The sequence below is a fragment of the Salibacterium salarium genome (genome assembly GCF_030813635.1).
GTDB classification, from domain to species: domain Bacteria; phylum Bacillota; class Bacilli; order Bacillales; family Marinococcaceae; genus Salibacterium; species Salibacterium salarium.
Map to the genome: position 1 here is coordinate 1,178,912 of NZ_JAUSUM010000001.1, position 20,334 is coordinate 1,199,245.

Annotated in this window: 20 protein-coding genes and 1 rRNA gene; 15 read left to right on the forward strand and 6 right to left on the reverse strand. The window is 37.9% G+C overall.

Annotated elements, in window-relative coordinates:
* The first annotated feature begins 104 nt into the window (after positions 1-104).
* The 4 genes from J2S78_RS05615 to J2S78_RS05630 are packed head-to-tail and all read left to right on the forward strand — an operon-like array spanning position 105 to position 3,564.
* Positions 105-2,177: a chemotaxis protein CheA gene (locus J2S78_RS05615; protein WP_306896943.1), complete on the forward strand. Its 2,073-nt coding sequence runs from the start codon at positions 105-107 to the stop codon at positions 2,175-2,177.
* 17 nt (positions 2,178-2,194) lie between these two features.
* Positions 2,195-2,659, forward strand: coding sequence for a chemotaxis protein CheW (locus tag J2S78_RS05620; protein ID WP_306896944.1), 465 nt, complete (start codon positions 2,195-2,197; stop codon positions 2,657-2,659).
* Between the two features lie 44 nt (positions 2,660-2,703).
* Positions 2,704-3,063 (forward strand): response regulator, encoded by a 360-nt coding sequence (locus J2S78_RS05625; protein WP_125557105.1) that lies wholly within the window; start codon positions 2,704-2,706, stop codon positions 3,061-3,063.
* A gap of 18 nt (positions 3,064-3,081) precedes the next feature.
* The gene (locus J2S78_RS05630) at positions 3,082-3,564 is read left to right on the forward strand and encodes a chemotaxis protein CheX (RefSeq protein WP_306896945.1); all 483 of its coding nucleotides are present in this window, start codon (positions 3,082-3,084) and stop codon (positions 3,562-3,564) included.
* A 50-nt stretch (positions 3,565-3,614) separates the two neighbouring features.
* Here the strand turns inward: J2S78_RS05630 and J2S78_RS05635 are convergent, their stop codons facing one another.
* Positions 3,615-5,240 carry a sensor domain-containing diguanylate cyclase gene (locus J2S78_RS05635; protein ID WP_306896946.1) on the reverse strand — a complete coding sequence of 542 codons (1,626 nt, stop codon included), beginning with the start codon at positions 5,238-5,240 and terminating at the stop codon, positions 3,615-3,617.
* A gap of 90 nt (positions 5,241-5,330) precedes the next feature.
* Positions 5,331-6,548 (reverse strand): DUF418 domain-containing protein, encoded by a 1,218-nt coding sequence (locus J2S78_RS05640; protein WP_306896947.1) that lies wholly within the window; start codon positions 6,546-6,548, stop codon positions 5,331-5,333.
* A 254-nt stretch (positions 6,549-6,802) separates the two neighbouring features.
* Between J2S78_RS05640 and J2S78_RS05645 the strand changes: the two genes are divergently transcribed.
* The gene (locus J2S78_RS05645) at positions 6,803-7,987 is read left to right on the forward strand and encodes an FtsW/RodA/SpoVE family cell cycle protein (protein ID WP_306896948.1); all 1,185 of its coding nucleotides are present in this window, start codon (positions 6,803-6,805) and stop codon (positions 7,985-7,987) included.
* Between the two features lie 61 nt (positions 7,988-8,048).
* Here J2S78_RS05645 and J2S78_RS05650 read toward each other — a convergent pair whose 3' ends face one another.
* The 3 genes from J2S78_RS05650 to J2S78_RS05660 form a co-directional block, all read right to left on the reverse strand.
* Positions 8,049-8,243 (reverse strand): YvrJ family protein, encoded by a 195-nt coding sequence (locus J2S78_RS05650; RefSeq protein WP_306896949.1) that lies wholly within the window; start codon positions 8,241-8,243, stop codon positions 8,049-8,051.
* A 261-nt stretch (positions 8,244-8,504) separates the two neighbouring features.
* On the reverse strand, positions 8,505-8,723 hold the full coding sequence (locus tag J2S78_RS05655; protein ID WP_306896950.1) for a DUF2922 domain-containing protein: 219 nt from the start codon (positions 8,721-8,723) through the stop codon (positions 8,505-8,507).
* 32 nt (positions 8,724-8,755) lie between these two features.
* Complete coding sequence (locus tag J2S78_RS05660; RefSeq protein WP_306896951.1) at positions 8,756-8,968, reverse strand: DUF1659 domain-containing protein; 213 nt, start codon at positions 8,966-8,968, stop codon at positions 8,756-8,758.
* Positions 8,969-9,122: 154 nt separating this feature from the next.
* Here J2S78_RS05660 and J2S78_RS05665 point away from each other — a divergent pair, with 154 nt between their 5' ends.
* The 5 genes from J2S78_RS05665 (at position 9,123) to J2S78_RS05685 (ending at position 14,859) form a co-directional block, all read left to right on the forward strand.
* The gene (locus J2S78_RS05665) at positions 9,123-9,767 is read left to right on the forward strand and encodes an SDR family oxidoreductase (protein ID WP_306896952.1); all 645 of its coding nucleotides are present in this window, start codon (positions 9,123-9,125) and stop codon (positions 9,765-9,767) included.
* A 227-nt stretch (positions 9,768-9,994) separates the two neighbouring features.
* Positions 9,995-12,127, forward strand: a complete 2,133-nt coding sequence (locus tag J2S78_RS05670) for a methyl-accepting chemotaxis protein (RefSeq protein WP_306896953.1) — start codon at positions 9,995-9,997, stop codon at positions 12,125-12,127.
* Positions 12,128-12,356: 229 nt separating this feature from the next.
* The gene (gene resA, locus J2S78_RS05675) at positions 12,357-12,890 is read left to right on the forward strand and encodes a thiol-disulfide oxidoreductase ResA (protein ID WP_306896954.1); all 534 of its coding nucleotides are present in this window, start codon (positions 12,357-12,359) and stop codon (positions 12,888-12,890) included.
* Between the two features lie 151 nt (positions 12,891-13,041).
* Positions 13,042-14,238 carry a D-alanyl-D-alanine carboxypeptidase family protein gene (locus J2S78_RS05680; protein WP_306896955.1) on the forward strand — a complete coding sequence of 399 codons (1,197 nt, stop codon included), beginning with the start codon at positions 13,042-13,044 and terminating at the stop codon, positions 14,236-14,238.
* A gap of 27 nt (positions 14,239-14,265) precedes the next feature.
* On the forward strand, positions 14,266-14,859 hold the full coding sequence (locus J2S78_RS05685; RefSeq protein ID WP_306896956.1) for a CPBP family intramembrane glutamic endopeptidase: 594 nt from the start codon (positions 14,266-14,268) through the stop codon (positions 14,857-14,859).
* 2 nt (positions 14,860-14,861) lie between these two features.
* Here J2S78_RS05685 and J2S78_RS05690 read toward each other — a convergent pair whose 3' ends face one another.
* Entirely contained in the window at positions 14,862-15,779 is a 918-nt protein-coding gene (locus tag J2S78_RS05690) for an LCP family protein (RefSeq protein WP_306896957.1), read from the reverse strand.
* A 173-nt stretch (positions 15,780-15,952) separates the two neighbouring features.
* Between J2S78_RS05690 and J2S78_RS05695 the strand changes: the two genes are divergently transcribed.
* The 5 genes from J2S78_RS05695 to J2S78_RS05715 all read left to right on the forward strand — a co-directional run.
* Complete coding sequence (locus J2S78_RS05695; protein ID WP_306896999.1) at positions 15,953-16,438, forward strand: cation:proton antiporter regulatory subunit; 486 nt, start codon at positions 15,953-15,955, stop codon at positions 16,436-16,438.
* A 3-nt stretch (positions 16,439-16,441) separates the two neighbouring features.
* The gene (locus J2S78_RS05700) at positions 16,442-17,617 is read left to right on the forward strand and encodes a cation:proton antiporter (RefSeq protein WP_306896958.1); all 1,176 of its coding nucleotides are present in this window, start codon (positions 16,442-16,444) and stop codon (positions 17,615-17,617) included.
* A gap of 200 nt (positions 17,618-17,817) precedes the next feature.
* The gene (mgtE, locus tag J2S78_RS05705) at positions 17,818-19,179 is read left to right on the forward strand and encodes a magnesium transporter (RefSeq protein ID WP_306896959.1); all 1,362 of its coding nucleotides are present in this window, start codon (positions 17,818-17,820) and stop codon (positions 19,177-19,179) included.
* A gap of 106 nt (positions 19,180-19,285) precedes the next feature.
* Positions 19,286-19,849: a hypothetical protein gene (locus tag J2S78_RS05710; protein WP_306896960.1), complete on the forward strand. Its 564-nt coding sequence runs from the start codon at positions 19,286-19,288 to the stop codon at positions 19,847-19,849.
* Positions 19,850-20,275: 426 nt separating this feature from the next.
* Positions 20,276-20,334, forward strand: a 16S ribosomal RNA gene (locus J2S78_RS05715); the annotation flags it as partial.

Here is a 20,334-nt window from a genome sequence, read left to right on the forward strand (position 1 = left end):
GTTATGAAATTTTTCATATATTAACCGATATAAAAGTAGTAAAATGAAATGAGAGCAGAAAGAGAGTCGGATAAATAGATAGGAGTTCTAGGGAGGGTTAAACGTTGAGTCAAGAGTATTTAGAAGTATTTATTGATGAAAGTCAGGAACATTTGCAAACGTTGAATGATAATCTCATGCAGCTTGAAAAAGAGCCTGAAGATATATCTATCGTAGGAGAAATATTTCGATCAGCCCATACGTTAAAAGGCATGGGTGCAACTATGGGATTTGAAGATTTAGCACACCTTACACATAGTATGGAGAACGTCCTTGATTTGATTCGTAATGAGCAACTTGAGGTAACGTCTCATGTAATGGATGCTGTATTTGAATCAGTGGATGATTTAGAAGAAATGATTCTCGATATATCGAAAGGCGGAGATGGCAAGCGAGATGTAGGAGAGGCTGTAAAGAAGCTTGAGGTACTACAGAACGGTGAAGAAGCCGAAGCCTCATCAGAAACAGCTGCTTCTGTCGAAGAAAAGCCGGAACCGAGTGCATCCAGCCAAATCAGTGAGAGTTTTGATGAATATGAAAGAACAGTACTTGTTCAATCAGTAGAGCAAGGATACCAACCATACATAATTGAGATAACGCTCGACGAAAATACGATGTTGAAAGCAGCGCGCGTGTATATGGTATTTGAAGTGCTCGAAGATATAGGAGACATTATTAAATCAACACCTTCCGCTGATGATCTTGAAGATGAAAAATTCGACTCTTCTTTTGCTGTTACTGTTATTTCAACTGCAGAAGCAGATGAGCTGGAACAACGAATCATGAAGGTTTCTGAAATTACTTCCGTAACTATTGAAGAAGTAAATGTAGATCAAGCATCTGAGGCGGAGAAAGATAATAAGAAAGAAGATAAGAAAGAAGGGAATGAGAGCGGCGCTGATTCCTCATCACAAAAGAAAGAAAAGCCTGCTAAACAAGACAATAATAATGACAAGAAAGAATCGGCAGGGAAGAAAGGAAGCGAATTAAATAAGACGATCCGGGTGAACATTGACCGGCTCGATGTTCTCATGAACTTATTTGAAGAGCTCGTTATAGATCGAGGGCGGCTCGAACAAATCTCTAATGATTTGAATAATAGTGAACTAAACGAAACGGTAGAGCGAATGTCCAGAATATCCGGTGATTTGCAGGAAATTATTTTAAACATGAGAATGATGCCCGTAGATCAAGTCTTCAATCGTTTTCCGAGAATGGTTAGAAGTCTTTCAAAAGAACTTGGTAAACAGGTAAGCTTAGACATTACAGGGGCGGAAACAGAACTTGATCGAACAATAATTGATGAAATTGGAGATCCGCTTGTTCACTTACTCAGAAACTCTATTGATCATGGTATTGAAGAGCCTGAAGAAAGAGAAGCGGCCGGAAAACCAGCTCAAGGTACAGTTCTATTAAGAGCGTATCACAGCGGTAACAACGTGTTTATCGAGATTGAAGACGACGGTGCTGGTATTAATAAGGATAAAATTATTCAAAAGTCCTTAGATAACGGTGTTGTGACAGAAGAAGATCTTGAAAAAATGACAGATCAACAAATATATGGCCTGTTGTTTGCTTCAGGGTTTAGTACGGCAGAAGAAATTACCGATATCTCTGGACGAGGCGTCGGATTAGATGTAGTTCGAAGTACATTTGAATCATTAGGTGGAACGGTAACCGTTGATTCTGAGTATGGACAAGGATCGCTATTTTCCGTCCAACTGCCGTTAACATTATCAATCATTGACGTTATGCTGGTCGAAGTTGGAAGTGAAAAATATGCTGTGCCGTTGACTGCTATTGTGGAAACCGCGATTGTAAATAAAAATGAAGTGTACAGTGCCCACAATCAAAAAGTTATAGATTTCAGAGGGAAAGTGGTACCTCTTGTATTTTTGAATGACATTTTTGATGTTCCGGCCAAAAATGAAAATGAAAATGACTTTTATTCACTTGTTATTGTCAGCAAGGGAGATAAAATTGCAGGTCTAGTCGTCGATTCACTGATTGGTCAACATGATATTGTATTGAAGTCACTTGGCAATTATTTAAGTAATGTATTTGCCATTTCTGGAGCGACAATTCTGGGAGATGGACAAGTTGCTTTAATTCTAGATTCAAACGCACTGATTAAATAAAACTGGGAGGTGCCTTCATGGCGGAAGAAACGGCTGATGACTATTTAAAAGTAATAGTCTTCCAATTAAAAGAGGAAGAATATGCGATGGAAGTTGATTATATACAATCGATCGAGAGAATGCAGTCCGTGACACGTATCCCTGGTGTAGAATCTTATATCATAGGGGTTATGAATCTACGCGGAATTATTACTCCGGTTATAGATCTTAGAAAAAGGTTTAATATAGAGAGATTTGAATATGATGATGCTACCAGAATTTTAGTTTTGAATAAAGATGATAATGAAATTGGTTTCATTGTTGATGGAGCTAATGATGTGATGGACATTCCTGTTTCTGAAATTGAACCTACTCCGGAAGTAGTCGGTGGGGTTGCTGAGGAATATTTACGGGGTGTAGTAAAGCTTGAAGATCGCTTATTTACGCTTTTACATCTAGACAAAATCTTGAATAAGAGTGAAGAGAAGAAAACCGGAGCATAATAGAGTATTAAAAAAACTAATAGAAGAAAATTTGAGGTGACAGCATGGCTTCTGTATTAATAGTAGATGACGCGTCGTTTATGAGAATGATGATTAAAGATATTCTTACAAAAAATGATTTTGAAATTGCCGGAGAAGCATCAAACGGGCAAGAAGCAGTGGATATGTACAATGAACTAAAACCTGACTTAGTTACAATGGATATTACCATGCCTGAAAAAGATGGAGTTGTAGCTTTAAAAGAGATTCAAAGTAATTATCCTGATGCGAAGATAATCATGTGTTCTGCAATGGGACAGCAATCAATGGTTATTGATGCTATTCAGGCTGGAGCAAAAGACTTTATTGTAAAACCATTTCAAGCTGATCGTGTTATGGATGCTATCAATAAAGTATTAGGATAGATAGAGAGGAGAGACATCATGTCTTCAACACCACAAATGGAAGCACATCACATAAATGCTATAACAAGTGCAGCTACAACGATTGTCAAACAACATTTAGGGATAGAGGCGGCTGTTTCAAAGCCGTTTGTATCTGGAAAACAATTTATGTCTTCTGATATTTCTGTTGTTATGGGAGTCAATGGAACACTTGAAGGTCAAATAATATGTACGATGAAACGAGAAACAGCGTGTTCGATTGTGGGAAGTATGATGGGTGGTCTGGAAATCAATGAGTTGGATGAAATGGGGTGGAGTGCCGTCCAGGAGTTTGGCAACTGGGTTGCAGGAAAAGCTGCCTCCGAATTGTCAAATGTGAAAGAAACCATTGATATTTCTCCTCCCGTAATAAACGAAGGACAATCAACGTTTCGCATGGAGAAGACATTTCTCACTTTTCCTTTAGGAAGTGACATAGGTGAAATTTATATTCATGTTTCTGTCACTCCAGCAAAATCATAATAATGTATAAAAATGCCCTGCCTTCTTATAGTAAGGCGGGGCATTTTATTTTATATGGTAGTTTGATCTTGTGTGTAACGATAGTATGAACTTTTTCCACTCCGTTTTGCCTGGTACATGGCCCGATCTGCTTTGTTTAATAGAGCATTAATATCCGTTGTGTCACTTGGATAACAGGAAATACCGACGCTTGCTGTCATTGAAAATAGGCTATCATTATGTTTCCACGGTTCGCTCAATTCGTTTATAATTGTTTCCGCTAATTCTTTAACGTCTCTTTCTAAATGAAACCGTGTCAAAATGACTGCGAACTCATCACCTCCGACGCGGCAGATGATATCGTCTGCAGCTGTGGATCGTTGAAGAAGACGAGCAAAATAAGTTAAAAATACATCTCCAGATTCATGACCTAGAGTATCGTTCACCTCTTTAAACCCATCACAATCAATGTAGAGAATGGAAATCCGTTCATGTTCTTCTAATTGATATTCGATTTCTTTCATTTTTTGTTGATATCCTCGAAAGTTAAGCAATTCGGTTAAGTAGTCATAATACGCCATGTTTCGTAACTTCTCTTCCGCTTTTTTCAGTTCCGTTACGTTTTCTGCCATTCCATACATTCCTTGAATACGGTCGTCAATAACAATAGGAATAGTTGTTACTTTTGCATACATCGATGTTCGGTCTTGATATGTTAATGTCATATCAAAAGTAGATGACTCATTTTGAAGGGTCCGTTCTAATTGGTGCTGTATTTTGGTTTCCTCGTCCTTGTTTGCAAGTTTTTTAAATGGGGAATGTAATAATTGCGAGTGATTATACCCATTTAATTGTTGACAAGCATCATTCATAGAAATAATACAACCATTATAATCTAATTCAAAAACCATGTTCGGGTGGTTATCAAATAAACATCGAATCCGTTGTGATTGAATAGACATCTTTTTGTCAATAGAAATACTAATAAGCATCATTGTCAATATAATAACAGAACTAATACTGACTCCTGCTGTTAACATAGGAGTTTTTATAATAGGAAAAGAAAAATGGCCCGGTGTCTGTTCTAACAGTGAAAAAGAAGCTGCACTCATAGCAGTATAATGTAATCCGGCAATTCCACCTGCCAGGAACATCGTGCTTAGCATTTTGAATATTTTTCCTTTAAAAGTATTACTTTTAATGTATCTATGCCAAAAATAAAATGTGGTAAATGCCCCGCTTACTGCGATGATAATCGACGTGATAACGAGTCCAACATTGTAATGAATATCGGCGCGCATGATCATTCCAGCCATACCTATGTAATGCATTGCCGTTATACCGGCGCCCAAAGCTGTTGCTGCAGCAATCATTCGATACATGGAATGCGGGTTGCGACTTATGATATATAAACCTGCAAAAGACCCTGCTATCCCTGCAATCATAGAAATAACAGTCAAAACAACGTCGTATGATACAGGGATTGGTAAATAATGGCTGATCATAGCGATGAAATGTAACGACCAAATACCAGATCCAAGGATAATGGAACCACTAATAAGCCAATTCATTCGAGTTTTCCCAGAGGAGACTAATACTCTTCCGGATAAGTCTAAAGTTGCATAAGAAGCAATGATGCCGATTAAGATTGATAACAAAACTAATCCTGTGTGATGACTTTCGACTAAGTGGTTCATTCTCATAAGTCCTTTCGTTTCAGAGGGTGTCGATGTTTATCTTGTAGTACCTAATTCCCATTTGCGAACAAGGTGAAACAAGTGATTTTTTTATTGTTTTGCTGATTTCTGGTAGGTCCAGTACCTCCATAATTTTTCCAACGGACCTTGTGAATAGTTCCCCATCCAAAACCAACTCAACATAATTTGACCTATATAGATAACAACTGTAATTAATAAACCTGTTACGGTATCAATGGTTCCGTAAAGCTGTAACCCAAATCCGTAAAAAATCAAAGAACATATAATAGATTGTAAAAGATAATTAGTTAATGCCATTTGTCCTACAAAAGCTATCGGTTTGAAAAAACGAGTGATAGCTTTTCGCTGACATAGAAGAACCGCACCAGTTACATAGAAAAGCATGAATAAAGGGCCGGCTACTATATTTAATCCCGAAGCGGCTCCGGCAGAGAACCAAGCAGGGGTTGGAAAAAGTCCATTGTTTAAAAAGGCAAATAAAAATGATAATAATCCCCCGCTTATAAGACTGATGAAAAAAAGTTTTTTCCATGCGGCTTGATACTGTGCAGGATTTTGTATCCAACCTTTTTTGCCAACATATAACCCTATTAAAAATAGACCTAACACATTAGGAACGGATAAAATGAGGTTAGTAACGACAATCGGCACTTCATCAGAAAGGCGAAAATTTAAAATTTCCATATAAGTCCCACTACTATATATCGCTTGGGCATTGGCGACTGCCGCCTGGGCTTGCTCTTCGAAGGAGTCATTTTGTTGCATGACCATAATAAAGTTGCTGACCAATGATAGAAAACCCATAACAATCGAAGAAGTTAGTAAAAGACCTAGTGCCCAAATCATTATCGTTTTAGGAGTACGATGTATAAATAACAACAGAAAGAACCCGGCTAATGCATATGTAAATAAAATATCTCCGGACCATATGAATACAAGGTGGATAAAACCAATCACTAGTAAAAAAACCATGCGTCGTTGATACATCTTACTGGAAGCGAGTCCTTTTTCTTGTAATCTTTCATAAAATAAATAAAACCCTAAACCAAATAAAAAGGAGAACATTGGATAAAATTTTCCATTAACAAACAGATCTAAAGCAAATTGACTCCATTGATTCAATATGCCAGTCGGAAGGGTCGCTAACTCACTTGGCATACTTTGACTTTGAAAGGTCGGAGATTTAAACGTAGCCATATTGGCGAATAATATTCCTAAAAGGGCAAATCCTCTAATAATATCAAGTGTAATTAATCGTTCTTGATTGGTAGTCGAACGAATGTTCATAAACCTTCCTCCTTACATGCTATATGTTACGTTGTTAGATGTACGTTATAAATTCCATTAAGTTTATGGTTATACCTTTAAGATATGTAAGGAAAAAATACAAAACTATGGACAGACTCTTTTAAAGTGTAACATTCGAGTTGTATAATAAAAACACAGCGAGTTTGTTTATTTCTCTATACGTTTTATTTATATTCGTGTATCATTTTGCAAGAGAATATATACATAGATTAGGAGATGCTGGTGATGAACTGGTGAGTTTCAATAAACCAACAACAGAAAAACAATATGATATTAATATGCTGTTTGTACTCTTTTTATTTGGTGTCGTAAGTTGTTTCTACATTTATTATGCGCAGCAAATGGGTCAATATAATGGAGATTTCTATCTACGACAGATGGTTTTTTATGTACTAGGTTTTGCAGTGGTTTTTACGGTGCTGCATTTTGATTTTGAGTACTATTTAAATCTACACTGGTTTTTATACGGGTTCGGGCTTTTTCTGTTAGTCTTGTTAGATGTCATTAGTCCGCATGAAGACTTTGCGCCAAGGCAAAATGGAGCTAACAGCTGGTTTAAAATTCCTAGTGTTGGTTTGGTGCAACCTTCAGAGATTATGCGGATTTTTCTTGTGTTAACATTAAGCGCAATTATTTACCGGCACAACTCGCGGTATAGAGAGGACAGAACGTTCCAAACAGATGTCTTGCTCTTAGGGAAGATGGCGGCTGTCGTTGTACCCGTTATTGGTTTATTATATCGACAACCGGATATGGGAAGTATTATGTTGATTGCGGCAATAGTTATAGCATTATTGATCGTATCGGGAATGACGTATAAAATACTTCTTCCCCTTATTGGAGGACCGTTAGTAGCACTATTAACTTTTGTTTTTTTCTTTTTTCGATTCCCTAATTTTGTAGATAAATATTTATTATCAAATCTTAAAAGTTATCAAGTCGATCGTATAAATGGATGGTTAAACCCATTTGAATATGTTGATGAAGGGTATCAAGTGTTGCAGGCGATGACAGCGATAGGGTCAGGTCAACTTTATGGGAATTTTAATACAAACATTTATATCCCTGAGGCGCACACTGATTTTATTTTTGCAGTAGTGAGTTCTATGCATGGTTTTCTAGGTGGAGCCTTTGTCATCACATTGTACTTTATATTACTCTATCAAATTCTTATGACCAGCATGCGATGTCACAATGCTTTTGGGAAATATTTATGTGCTGGCCTAATAGGAATGTTTTCTTTTCAGATTTTTCAAAACATCGGGATGGGACTTGGGTTACTTCCAGTAACCGGGTTTACTCTTCCTTTATTAAGCTATGGTGGTAGTTCACTTGTAGCGACAATGTTCGCCCTCGGTATGGTGATGAGTGTGAAGTATCATTCTAAAACATATTTCTTTGAAGCGCAGAAAGAATGAAACAAGCGGGCTAAAAGGTTGTAGGATTAACCTTTTCAGCCCGCTTGTTTAGCGTTATATATTATTGAAGAGACTGATAATAATCTTCATCATCTTCCAGAACAGGTGGAGCACTCTTTATGGATGCCGGTGATTCTGACTTAGATTGAACGGTGTGAATGAGGATATCGAGTTTCTTTTCCATGCGATGAAGTAAATAAAACGCAATAGCCGTAGTCAGCCCATATTCTCCAATAGCGTTTAACCACAATTCCATTAGCCTCCCTCCTTTCATTGGTTCTTAAAAAAGGCGGTGTATCAAAAGTATGTTAACAGCCAAAAGGGATTGGTGAACAAAGAGGGCATGCGCTGCAGGCGGACGCTTTCACTCCAGAGCACAAGAGCGACATCGGCTCCCTGCGGATCACCGTGTCTCCTTTGCCGCGGGCAGCGCCTCAGCTTCTGCCCATGGTTGAATTCTCTTTGTTATAGAGAAGGAGCTGTACCTTTTGATACAGCTCCTTCGCTGAGATGCAAATTATTCTTCGTATACAGTATTAACCGTACGTTCAACAATTCTAGCATCCCGTTTATTTACTAGTTCCCCTCCTGATGAAATGAAAGCATTCTCATTAATGATGGTTGCCATTGCTGTTTCTATTGCTTCTTCATCAGTAGGATCAGCCGGCTCATCGAGAGCTATTGTTACGTTTCTTCCTTCCTGGTTAGAAAAACGTAATTCTAAACGTTTGCTCATGTAGTTCCCTCCTTTTTACCTACTATTGTTCTTTACTTGGAAATGTCGTATTCGTTTGTACGTTTTATCCCAACCATCGGAAATTCCTGCAAAGGACCAAGTACATTTGCGATTGATTGCAGAGACGTGTCTTCTGCATCTGTTTTTACATTGTTGAATCGTTTGTACGTCAATATTTTTTCTCCCGATTCGTCTGTTCCGGCATCGAATTCTAACGTTAATCGAGAATCAATGATTTCTGCCATTTGCTTCACCTCCTTTCGCTTTTTATATAATGGAATAGAGAAAAAAGGGAGGAGATGGTTATGAAGCGTTTTATTTCCAATCGAGTGTCAATCAGGTTTAAAATAAGGACGGAAGGGAAAAATCAAGTAGGATAAAACTTTAGGAGGGTTAACCATGAACGTATTAGTTGTGGGTGCAAATGGAAAAGTAGCCAGAAACCTGGTGAATATATTGTCCGAGCATTCGAATCATCACGTAACGGCGATGCTGCGTAAGGAAGAACAAGTATCAGATCTTTCCAAGCTTGGAGCTGATAATACGGTGATAGCAGACCTTGAAGGAGACATATCTCACGCGTTTGAAGGAATAGATGCCGTCGTATTTGCTGCAGGTTCCGGCCCTCACACAGGTGCTGACAAAACAGTTTTGATAGATTTATGGGGAGCTAGAAAAACAATCGACGAAACACAAAAACACAATATTAAACGGTTTGTGATGATAAGTTCGATTCGTTCAGAAGATCCTGAATCTGGTCCTGTACAAATGAGGCACTACTTAGTAGCGAAAAAACTGGCAGATGAGTATTTACTAAACAGTGGGCTCGATTATACAATTGTTCGCCCAGGTCCACTTTCTAATGATGAACCGGTAGGAACGGTTCATATTGCCGAAAGAGTGGAAGATTTGAGTGCTTCCGTATCAAGAGCTGATGTTGCGGATGTTGTAGCTCATATCATAGATGATAAGAACACATATAGTAAATCTTTTGATTTGCTTGGCGGTTCTACTCCTGTTGAGCAAGCGATAAAAAATATCTAGTGAAAGAAGGACTATTTATGTAGTCCTTCTTTTTTATTGCTTTAATCCATTTATAATACATACCTAATATTTTCTAATAATTGTTAAACTTTTAAATACATTGTCGATATAAATGATATCAGTTGAATGATACTTATGAATCATAAAGGTGGATTATTTGTATAAAAAGTAGATTCTGCATTAAACTTTAGTCTCAATTCATCACACACTATTAGAAGGAGGAAAAAATGAAAAAACTAAATACGAAACTAATACTGTTATGCGCTGGTCTAGTAACGGTCTCCTTATTGACGGCAGCCATAATTATTTATTTTCAAATGACGAATGTTGTGGAAGACAACGCGTCTGATTCTGGAACACAAATGGTTGAAAATGAAAAAGAATACATAGAACAATACTTTCAAACATTTGAAAATCACCTCAATATGATAAGCGCTGATACAAGAGTAGTTTCTTTCTTGCGCGATAAAAATGAAGAGGGACCAGATTACGTGGTTGGATATAGTGATGTAGAAGATGTGATGAATCGTTTTATGAATAGTTATGAAAATATTGAATTGACTTTTACAGGAGCTGAAAATGATGGGGTGCATACGACTCCATATGTAAATGTAGAAGATATGGAAGCGACAACCCGACCATGGTATCAAGCGGCGATGGAAAATCCGCAAGAGACGGGATGGACCGAACCTTATGTAAGTGAAGATGGTGGTGAGTTTGTCGTAAGTGCGGCTAAAGCCGTAGTTGATCCAGTATCCGGTGATCCACTTGGTGTAGTAGGGATGGATTTATCACTTCAGCACTTAAACGAACTGTTGGGAGAAGCGGATGTTCCATATAATGGATTTATGACATTGATGGATGAAAATGGATCCATGATTGTACACCCGGATTTTACTGGAGAAACAATCGAAGAAGGAAACTCGCTCGCTTCTGTTTTGGAGACAGAAGGGAACGGGAAGATGAATTTTGAACGACAAGGGGAAGCGCACGATTTATTTTACGACAGAATTTCAGTAAATAACTGGGTGATTGGCACTGCATTTTCTAATGATGCTATGGTTAGTGAATCTAACACATTAAGAAACACAATTATTTTTATTGCAGTTGCAGCTATTCTGCTTTCAATTATTATAAGTATTATAGCAGCTAGAAAAGTGGCGAATCCGATCAAGGATATGCAGGAGAAAGTCAATCAAATGTCGTCTGGCGATTTAACTGTACAATTTGAGGCAAGCTCTCATGAGGAAATTAATCATTTAAGTCAAGACTTAAACAAAATGGTATCAAACATTAAGTCTCTTGTGGCACAAGTGAAAGAGTCTTCGTCTCAAGTTGCTTCATCGTCAGAACAGTTCAGCTCGGTGTCCGAAGAAACAAGTGCTGCCGGGGAAGAAGTAGCAAGTGCTGTAAATGAAATATCTAAAGGAGCTGTCTCTCAAGCAGAAGAAGCAGAAAATACAAAGCAGGAAATGGGAATTTTAACGACAGCCTTTATGTTTTTGGAAGAACAAGTGAAAGAAATAGAAAATCGGGCCAAAACATCAGAAGAATTAAATGAAAACGGGGTAACTGAAGTTTCTAAGCTAACCGAAAAAGCAGGACAATCACAAACGATGATGGAAGAAGTCGAAGAAGTGTTTACACAATTAACCGATAGACTTGCTGATATTCAAAAAGCAATGGGATCAATTGGCGAAATTTCTGACCAAACCAATCTTTTGGCATTAAATGCAAGTATTGAGGCAGCACGAGCTGGGGAACACGGGAAAGGCTTTGCGGTTGTTGCTGAAGAGGTCCGTAAATTAGCTGATGCTTCTAATCAATCAGCAGAAGAAGTGAAAACTATTCTTAATGGTGTGACAGAAGAAGCTAATAAAGTGCATGATACAGTCGAGCGTTCAAGAAATGTATCTTCGGAACAACAAGAGGTAGTAAGCCAGGTGAAAACATCTTTTGAAAAAATCAAGGATACCGGTGAATCAATAGGTGAAGTTGTGGGACGTTTACTAGAAGAAATTCCGATGATGGATGAACGCAGGCAATCGGTTGAAAATGCAATTGCAAAAATTGCTGAGGTGTCTCAATCTAATGCGGCATCAGCTGAACAAGTGAATGCTTCCACAGATGAACAGCAAGAAGCAATGCGTTCTGTTGCAAGTTCAGCGGAAAATCTAAATGAAGAAAGTGATAATCTATCGACCTTGATTCGGCAATTTTCGGTAGGGGAGTCAACAATCTCGCCGCTTCATGTTGGAAAAACAGAGGATACAACAGAAGAAACTACGTTGGACGATAATCAGGAAATAGAAGAGACAGCGGAACAAGAAACAGAAGATTTTGATGAAAAACATGAATAAAACAAGGAAAATGCGTGTGTTAAATTAAAGGGGCTGACCTCAAAAGTCATGTTTCACCACTTTTGGGGCAGTCTCTTTTTTCATAAAATCGATATATCTTAGGAATGCATAAGTTTGTTTCAGCATTTATACTAGAAGATGAAGTTTAAAAATGAGAAATGTAAGTTATAATAACACAAATGTCTCGATAAATGAATGCTAGCTGCGCTAGGACAGGGAGTTGTTAAGAATGTCGAAAAAACGCAAGCGTCTCATTATGCGTTCTTCTATACTAGGGGTTATAGCGGTTGCACTAGGTTATGTTTTTTATACTAATTTTATGTCAGGACAAGAAACAGATGTTCACGAAGGGGAGGTAGCTCCGAACTTTGTTCTTCAGAATATGGATGGAGAAGAAGTTGAGCTCGAAGATTTACGAGGGAAGGGAGTTTTTTTAAATTTCTGGGGAACCTATTGTCCTCCTTGCGAAGATGAAATGCCTCATATGGAGAAACAATATGAAAAATATAAAGATAGAGGAGTTGAAATCCTTGCTGTTAATGTAGGGGAATCAGATCTTGCGGTCGAACGGTTTGTGAATCGTTATGATTTAACTTTCCCGGTACTCTTAGATGAAAATAAAGATGTGCTCGATCATTACGGAATAGGACCTCTCCCATCGACTTTTCTCATAGATGAAGATGGTGTGGTACAACGTGTCCTTTTAGGAGGCATGACCGAAGAAAACATTGGAGAGTATATGGAAGAAATTGAACCATCTTAATGAAAATGTCGTATCCCGAATGCTGTTATAAGCTTTCGGGATTCTTGTTGTGAAAGTATAATTATCTTTTTGTTTCTGTGAATAGGCAGGGATGATGTCTAAAAATGTAGAAATGAATGTTTAGGAAACGTCATAGCGAAGGGAGAGGCTTATGATTAATGATGTGGTATGTCGTTCAAAATGGAAGTATATTATCCTGTTGTTCGTATGTATGACATGGTTGCCGACTGCGGCTACAGGTGTAGATAAGGATACAAGTGATATGTCTTTACATAGTGAGGCAGCGGTCTTGATAGATGCAAAAACAGGTCAAGTATTGTATGAAAAAAATGGAGAGAAGCAAATGTATCCCGCTTCTATTACAAAAATTGCAACAGGAATAATGGCAATAGAGAAGGCAGATTTAAAGGACAAAGTAACAATTAGTGAAAATGCGACAGAAGTAGAAGGAACCACAGTTTACTTAACAGAAGATGAAGTGATGCCGTTGAAACAATTGGTGGAAGGGATGCTTATTAATTCGGGAAACGATGCAGGGACAGCCATTGCCGAACACATTTCCCAATCAGAACAGGAATTTTCTAAAGAATTGACCGATTATGTAATGAAAAAAACAGGGATAGAAGATACGAATTTCACGAACCCTCACGGTTTATTTTCAGAAAATCACTATTCTACAGCGGAAGATATGGCAAAAATCACACAATTAGCGATGCAGAATAAGGATTTTCGTGATATTGTCTCCACAAAAACAAAAGAATGGAAGGGAGAAGAATGGGAGACAGAATTACGTAATCACAACCAGTTGCTTTGGGATTACGAGGGAGCAAACGGTGTGAAAAATGGTTACGTCACCGAATCTGGTTATACGCTTGTGACGTCTGCCAAACGAGATGGAAGAAAACTAATTGCGGTTGTGCTTAAAGCAGACAGTAATTCATATGCTTATGAGGACACAACGGCCCTTTTAAATATGGGATTTGACGAGTTTGAAGAACAGATCTTGAGCGAAGATGATCGTTATCAATCCCCGGATAAAACGATCTACACTCTTCACAACGATCGTTCCTTTTTAACGAGGGAAGGCACAAACGTAGATTTTGAAGTGAACGATAAAGGAAAATTGAACATTTTGGATAAAGAAGGAAATAATATTTTTTCTACTTATTTGTCGAAGGAACGTGGGAAATCAGGCACAGAGACGAAAAAACGAGCAAAAACAACTCCGATGGACGATAATCAAGAAACGGAAAAAAACACGTGGAAAATGTGGTCTGAATATAGTTCTGTCGTGTCCGACACAATGTACTACCATCTGCAGTATATGATGAATATAAACAACTTTTAACTTGTAATTCGATTAGGAGATGGTTGATTGGACAAACATAATGGTATTCCAGAAGATATTTCATTACAAGCGATTTGGAGAAGTTTTGGGGTTTTCATTGCTGTTGCCTTTCTACTCATCTTAGCTTTAATGGGAGAAAATCGTTTTCAGTACGTACAAGAAATATGGTCGATGAGTGGATTTTTCTTTGAAATAATCCTTGGGGCAACACTCGGCATGGGTTTTACTGTTCTCGTAACGTTGCTGTTTTATATACGTTGGATATCATTTCCCGAAAATGAATACACTCGGCTTATTAAGAAAATGCTTTACAAAAGGAATGGGCTGTTTACGATTGCTTTTGGTGCTGGCGTGTCAGAAGAACTATTATTTCGCGGTGCTATTCTGGGCATCGCTACTAATTATGTTGGGAATCTCACGGCGCTGTTTCTAGTTTCGTTACTATTTATGGCACTACACATACCACAGTATAAAGGCAGTATTGTCATTCACATAGTAGTGTTTGTTATGGGGACAATGTTGGGCTGGTTATTTTTATGGACCGGTACCTTATGGGCACCGATCGCTGCTCATGCGATTTATAACGGTGCCGTTTCTTGGCTGATGAAAAAGAAGTTTTGAGCTTATTTTTCTTGATGATTTTGTAGTCGAATGGAAGCTTCTTTCCAATCTTTGTCTGAAACAATGTAATAACTAACATCATTTTGATATTCATTTTCTCCATCTATTTCAAATGTTCGAACGTAATCGAGCGAGGAACGATAATCTGTAAATAAGGTTCTCATATCTTCCATCGTTATATTGGTCTTAATATTTTCTTCGAGAATAGATAATATATCTTGACCTTGCAACAGGTTTTCGATAGAACGGCTTTCTTGAAGAAGAGTAGTAAGTACTTGCCGCTGCCGTTCATTTCGTCCTAAATCTCCACGAGGATCACTTTTTCTCATTCTGACGTATTGCAATGCTTTTTTGCCATCCAATTCAATTGTTCCTTTTTCATAGTGATACGTTTTACTATGATCTACGTTGTCTTGGGAGAAAGCGAAAGGGTTATCTACTTCAACCCCACCGATTAAATCGATGATTTGGGTGAATCCTTCCATATTTGCTTCTATCACAAAATCAAAAGAATGGTCTAATTGCTGTTCAGCAGTTTCTTTTATTAGTCCGGTCCCACCGTACCCATATGCGTGATTTATTTTTTCTTCTCCATGTCCTGGAATCGAGACTCTAGTATCTCTTGGTATATTGAACATAAGAATAGATTCGTCATCGGGATTGACGGATACTACCATAATGGTATCTGCTAAACCATTTTCTTCAGGACGATCGCCAATGCCAAGAACTAAAAAAGAGACAGATCCCCTTAAAGAAGATCGGGCAGATTCTATGTCTTTGCCTATTTCTTCTGTGTAATTTTCATTCATTGTTTGCACATTTTCGGAGGTCATATCGTACAGATAATAAGCATACCCTGCCCCGGCTATTAATATTGTGAAAAGAACAGTTATAAAAATAGCAATACTCGTTTTCCACATGTCGCCGACGTCTCCTTTAATAAATACTAGTTAAAATATACCACTTCTATTCGATGAAAAGAAGATTATTTTCGAACTAGATATAATAACTATTCAGAACATGGGAAATGCCTTTATAATAAAAGAAAAACTTGCAATAAAGTTGGAGAGAGAAGGAGAGAGTATCTTTGGAAGTGAAAATGGCAGATTTACCGGGAATCGGGAAAAAAATGTCGTTTCTAACAGCGGAAGGCAGTATGGTTGTACTTGTGACTCATCATACCGGCAAACGCGAACTGTATTTTTTTCAAGATCCGGAGGGAGATGAAGCGGATTTTTCGATGGAATTAACCTCAAACGAAACTCGTGAATTGGGGGCACAACTACTTGGTGCGGTATTTCAGCCTGTTGACAGCGATAAAATGAAACTATTCCGCAGTAAAATTGTTGTAGAATGGATTGAATTAAAGGAAGGTTCGATTTTTGTTGATCAAACGATTGGTGAATCAGAAGTTCGAAAAAAATCAGGTGTTTCTATTGTTGGTATTTTTCGAAATGATGATGTGATTGCAAGCCCTGGGATAGATGAAAAACTTCAGAAGGGTGACACCGTCATGGTAGTGGGGAAGAACAGTCAAATATCTGTGTTTGAGGATTTAGCAGAAGGGGAGGCGAACTAATACGTGGAACCTCACATGCCAGAGTTGCTGGTGGCTGGTCTAATCCTTTTAATCATGTTTGTTATTGGTTTTATCGGATTACGATCACGAATTCCTGATGTGATTTTGTTTATAGTCGTAGGAATCTCTCTTGGCGGATTCTTGGCTGATTCAGAAATTCTATACTTTACTGGAGAAATTGGTATCGTACTGCTGTTTTTTATGCTAGGAATAGAGTTGCCCATAAAACAGCTGGGGAATATTGCAAAAAAAGTAACCCCAGCTGGATTATTGGATTTGTTTTTGAACTTTTTATTGTCGGCGCTTTTTTGTCTTGTATTTGGATTAGATGTTCTTACGGCTGTTATTATTGGAGGAATACTTTACGCTACTAGCTCTTCGATAACAATGAAGATGATGGAAAATACGAAACGAACAGCAAATCCGGAATCGGAATTTATACTTGGTGTACTGATTTTTGAAGATTTGGCAGCTCCCATTATGGTAGCAATTTTGGTTGGATTAAACACCGGGGAAGGTTTTCAAGGGATAGATTTTTTGTGGCTTGTATCAAAAGTTTTTTTACTTATTATTTTGGCTGTTTTTTTAGGACGTTTTGTCTTTGCAAAAGCAGCAAAGTTTATTGAACGAAATGCAGGGTCTAATATATTTCACTTACTTATTATTGGTATTGCCTTTACCTACAGTGGAGTTGCTATTTATTTAGAATTGTCTGAAGTACTAGGGGCTTTTCTTGCGGGCATTATGCTGGCGGAAGCGAAAAAGAGTGAAACGATTGAACCGCTTGTTCTTCCTTTACGGGAATTGACACTACCTTTGTTTTTCTTATGGTTCGGAACCCAAATTGAATTGGATAGTAGTATATCCGCTCCTATTCTGCTGACGGTGTTAGTAGTGTGGTCCGTTATTGGGAAGATAATTGTCGGCATGGTTGGCGGTCGAATGTATGGTTTATCTCCAAGAGTGTCATTTCGGGCGGGCTTGTCGTTTACACAACGCGGTGAATTTTCGATTATAATTGCTAGTGTGGCGACAGCAGAAATAATGGCATTTGGAAGTGTCTACATTTTACTCTCTGCAAGCATTGGCATTTTATTATTCATATTTGCTCCTTTGATCACAACTAAAATATTTGGGGAAAAGAAAAAAGTAGAAAAAGTGAAAGTACCGGGCAGGTAAATGCCCAATATAAACCAAATTGACAGATGTTTTCTATGACGTTATATTAAAGAACGAATGAAAAAGCGCTGTTTGGATGCACACGATTTGTTTCTCCGTATAGCCATACACGCCTTCCCTACATGGGGGGCGTTTTTATTGCTATAAACGGACAATGAACGGTCACCATGAACAAACTTTTTAGCATAGGGGGGATGAAAATGGTGAAATTGAATGAGGAAACAAGAGAAGACTATTTTAAAAAAATTATGAAGTCCGCGATAAAAGAGGAGTTGGACGAATTCAGACGTCTATTTCTGGAACTTCATCCCGCTGATCAAACGGAAGTGTTTTTACGTTTAGAGGAGTCAGAACGCAAACGTGTGTATGAGTTTTTAAGTCCAGAAGAGTTTGCGGAGATTTTTGAAGGTCTGGAAATAGATGAACAAAAAGCGATTGCACTTGAGCTGAATGATTACTACGCGGCCGAAATGTTTAATAAAATGTATGCTGATGATGTTGCGGATTTTTTCGGTGAATTACAGCAGGAACACGTTGAAGATATTTTACAGGCGATGAATAAGGAAGACGCGGATGATGTTCAAGAACTTCTGATGTATGAAGACAATACAGCTGGTTCAATCATGACAAAAGAATTTATATCGGTGAAGGCATCACATACGGTAGCTGAAGTGATAGAATTACTTCGTGAAGAAGGACCGGATGCTGAAACGATTTACTATTTATATGTTGTGGATGAAGCCGGTAAATTGGTTGGTGTAACATCTATTAGAGATCTGATTACCTCAATGTCTGATGAAACAATAGAAACGTTTATGAGCTCGCGTGTTGTATCGGTTCATGTTAAAACAGACCAAGAAGAGGTTGCTCAACTTATTCAAAAATATGACTTTTTAGCTGCTCCTGTAGTCACAGATCATAATATGCTTGTTGGAATTGTAACTGTTGATGATGTAATTGATGTTCTTGAGCAAGAAGCTACAGAAGACGTAGGAGAAATTACAGCGTCCAGAGGTTCCACGGATGTAACGATAACTTCCATCCAAGCCGCGAAAAGACGAGCCCCATGGATTGTATTACTGATGTTCTTTGGGTTAGGAACAGCAGAGGTAATCGGAATTTTTGAAGAAACTCTTGAATCCGTAGTCTTACTAGCCGCTTTTATTCCGATGGTAATGGGTTCTGCTGGGAATACGGGAACTCAATCGTTAGCCGTAGCTGTACGCGCACTTGCCACAGGAACACTAGAAAAGCGCGGTTTCTGGAAAACTGTTGTAAGGGAATTTTCCACTGGGTTATTAATTGGCGTTACTTGTGGAGTTGTCATTACGCTTTTGCTCGGGTTGTTGTATGGAGATTTGTTCTTAGGGTTCATAGTAGGCCTCTCCATAATGGTATCGTTAGGTGTAGCAAGTGTTATTGGTACTACTATCCCTCTTATTATTAACAAGTTAAACCTGGATCCTGCTATTGCATCTGGTCCATTTATTACGACGTTGAGTGATGTTATTAGTTTAATGATTTATTTTACGATAGCCACCTCTTTTCTACAGCATGTGTAGAAAATCTCTCAAATTTTCTAGTCTAATTTGAAAAAATTATTTACATTCCTTTTCGTCGTTTCGTACAATGTAAGTAATATAAGCGACGAAAAGGAGGAGGGGTAATATGGAAGAGAGTTATGAATCTTTTTTTGATCAAGAGGGACCCTTCTATCCTACGCAAATGTTTCATATGGACATTTGGAAAAAAGCTGTCCAAGACGTTGTCAATAAAGTGATTAGACAGGCACTGAACTATCCTGTCGAAGACCGAAATGTAACACTTTTGATTGACATTTTTAAGAAAACGTGGAAAGTAAATATGTCTTCAGGCTGGTTTCGTTATGAAACCTCCTATTATTTATGGCTCGTTCATGTGTCGGGTTTGTTATTGCCTCTTTTAGAACAAGAAACTGGTGTTCTCAGCGGTTGGCTGCAGTATAGAAAATATTCAGATAGACGAGATGGGTTGACCTTTACAGTTCCAATTATTAAGGAAACAGATCGACTGAAACTTTATTTATTTGAGAAAAAACCAGTAATACTGTCCAGTGTGGCTGAAGCAATGGCAATAAACGCTTCTTACAGTAGTGTTATTTTTCCGGATTTATTACAAATTGATTCATTAGAAGACGGTCGTTCGAATATTCATACGTTGTCTTCTGTTCATAAAAGAAAGCAGGACTGGTAATTCACGGTTCTGTTTTTTTGTATAGTCATACTTTCCTGCAATTTATCTTGAATATTTCCATTGTGTTATTGACATTATTTTGTGAAACGTTATAATAGGAAGTCCCTTCAATTAGTGAAGGGGAATGATTTAAACATGAAGAACAATTTGGCGGATATGATAGAAATTTAAAATCCCTATTGCGTTTCTTTGAATCAGATGCTATATTGGTATTTGTCGCTTAAGACACAGACATTATATAAAGTTATTCAATATTTATTATTGACTTTATAAATCGTGTCTAGTAACATTATTTAAGTCGCCATAAAAAGGCTACAGAGTTTAGTTGTTCTTTGAAAATTGAATGAAAGTCAAGCGTCTGTCAATTCAAGCAACAAACATCGATTCAATATTGATTGAATCAATCAGTTAGAATCAAACATCTTTTTATTGGAGAGTTTGATCCTGGCTCAGGACGAACGCTGGCGGCGTGCCTAATACATGCA

Coding starts and splice junctions, on each gene's coding strand:
- J2S78_RS05650 (WP_306896949.1), bottom strand. CDS start 8,243: ATGGAATTGTGGTTAAACGCTATTGGAGAATATGGGCTGACTACGGCT.
- J2S78_RS05690 (WP_306896957.1), bottom strand. CDS start 15,779: ATGTGGAAAACGAGTATTGCTATTTTTATAACTGTTCTTTTCACAATA.
- J2S78_RS05625 (WP_125557105.1), top strand. CDS start 2,704: ATGGCTTCTGTATTAATAGTAGATGACGCGTCGTTTATGAGAATGATG.
- J2S78_RS05670 (WP_306896953.1), top strand. CDS start 9,995: ATGAAAAAACTAAATACGAAACTAATACTGTTATGCGCTGGTCTAGTA.
- J2S78_RS05710 (WP_306896960.1), top strand. CDS start 19,286: ATGGAAGAGAGTTATGAATCTTTTTTTGATCAAGAGGGACCCTTCTAT.
- J2S78_RS05620 (WP_306896944.1), top strand. CDS start 2,195: ATGGCGGAAGAAACGGCTGATGACTATTTAAAAGTAATAGTCTTCCAA.
- J2S78_RS05660 (WP_306896951.1), bottom strand. CDS start 8,968: ATGGCAGAAATCATTGATTCTCGATTAACGTTAGAATTCGATGCCGGA.
- J2S78_RS05635 (WP_306896946.1), bottom strand. CDS start 5,240: ATGAACCACTTAGTCGAAAGTCATCACACAGGATTAGTTTTGTTATCA.
- J2S78_RS05680 (WP_306896955.1), top strand. CDS start 13,042: ATGATTAATGATGTGGTATGTCGTTCAAAATGGAAGTATATTATCCTG.
- J2S78_RS05655 (WP_306896950.1), bottom strand. CDS start 8,723: ATGAGCAAACGTTTAGAATTACGTTTTTCTAACCAGGAAGGAAGAAAC.
- J2S78_RS05640 (WP_306896947.1), bottom strand. CDS start 6,548: ATGAACATTCGTTCGACTACCAATCAAGAACGATTAATTACACTTGAT.
- mgtE (WP_306896959.1), top strand. CDS start 17,818: ATGGTGAAATTGAATGAGGAAACAAGAGAAGACTATTTTAAAAAAATT.
- J2S78_RS05630 (WP_306896945.1), top strand. CDS start 3,082: ATGTCTTCAACACCACAAATGGAAGCACATCACATAAATGCTATAACA.
- J2S78_RS05665 (WP_306896952.1), top strand. CDS start 9,123: ATGAACGTATTAGTTGTGGGTGCAAATGGAAAAGTAGCCAGAAACCTG.
- resA (WP_306896954.1), top strand. CDS start 12,357: ATGTCGAAAAAACGCAAGCGTCTCATTATGCGTTCTTCTATACTAGGG.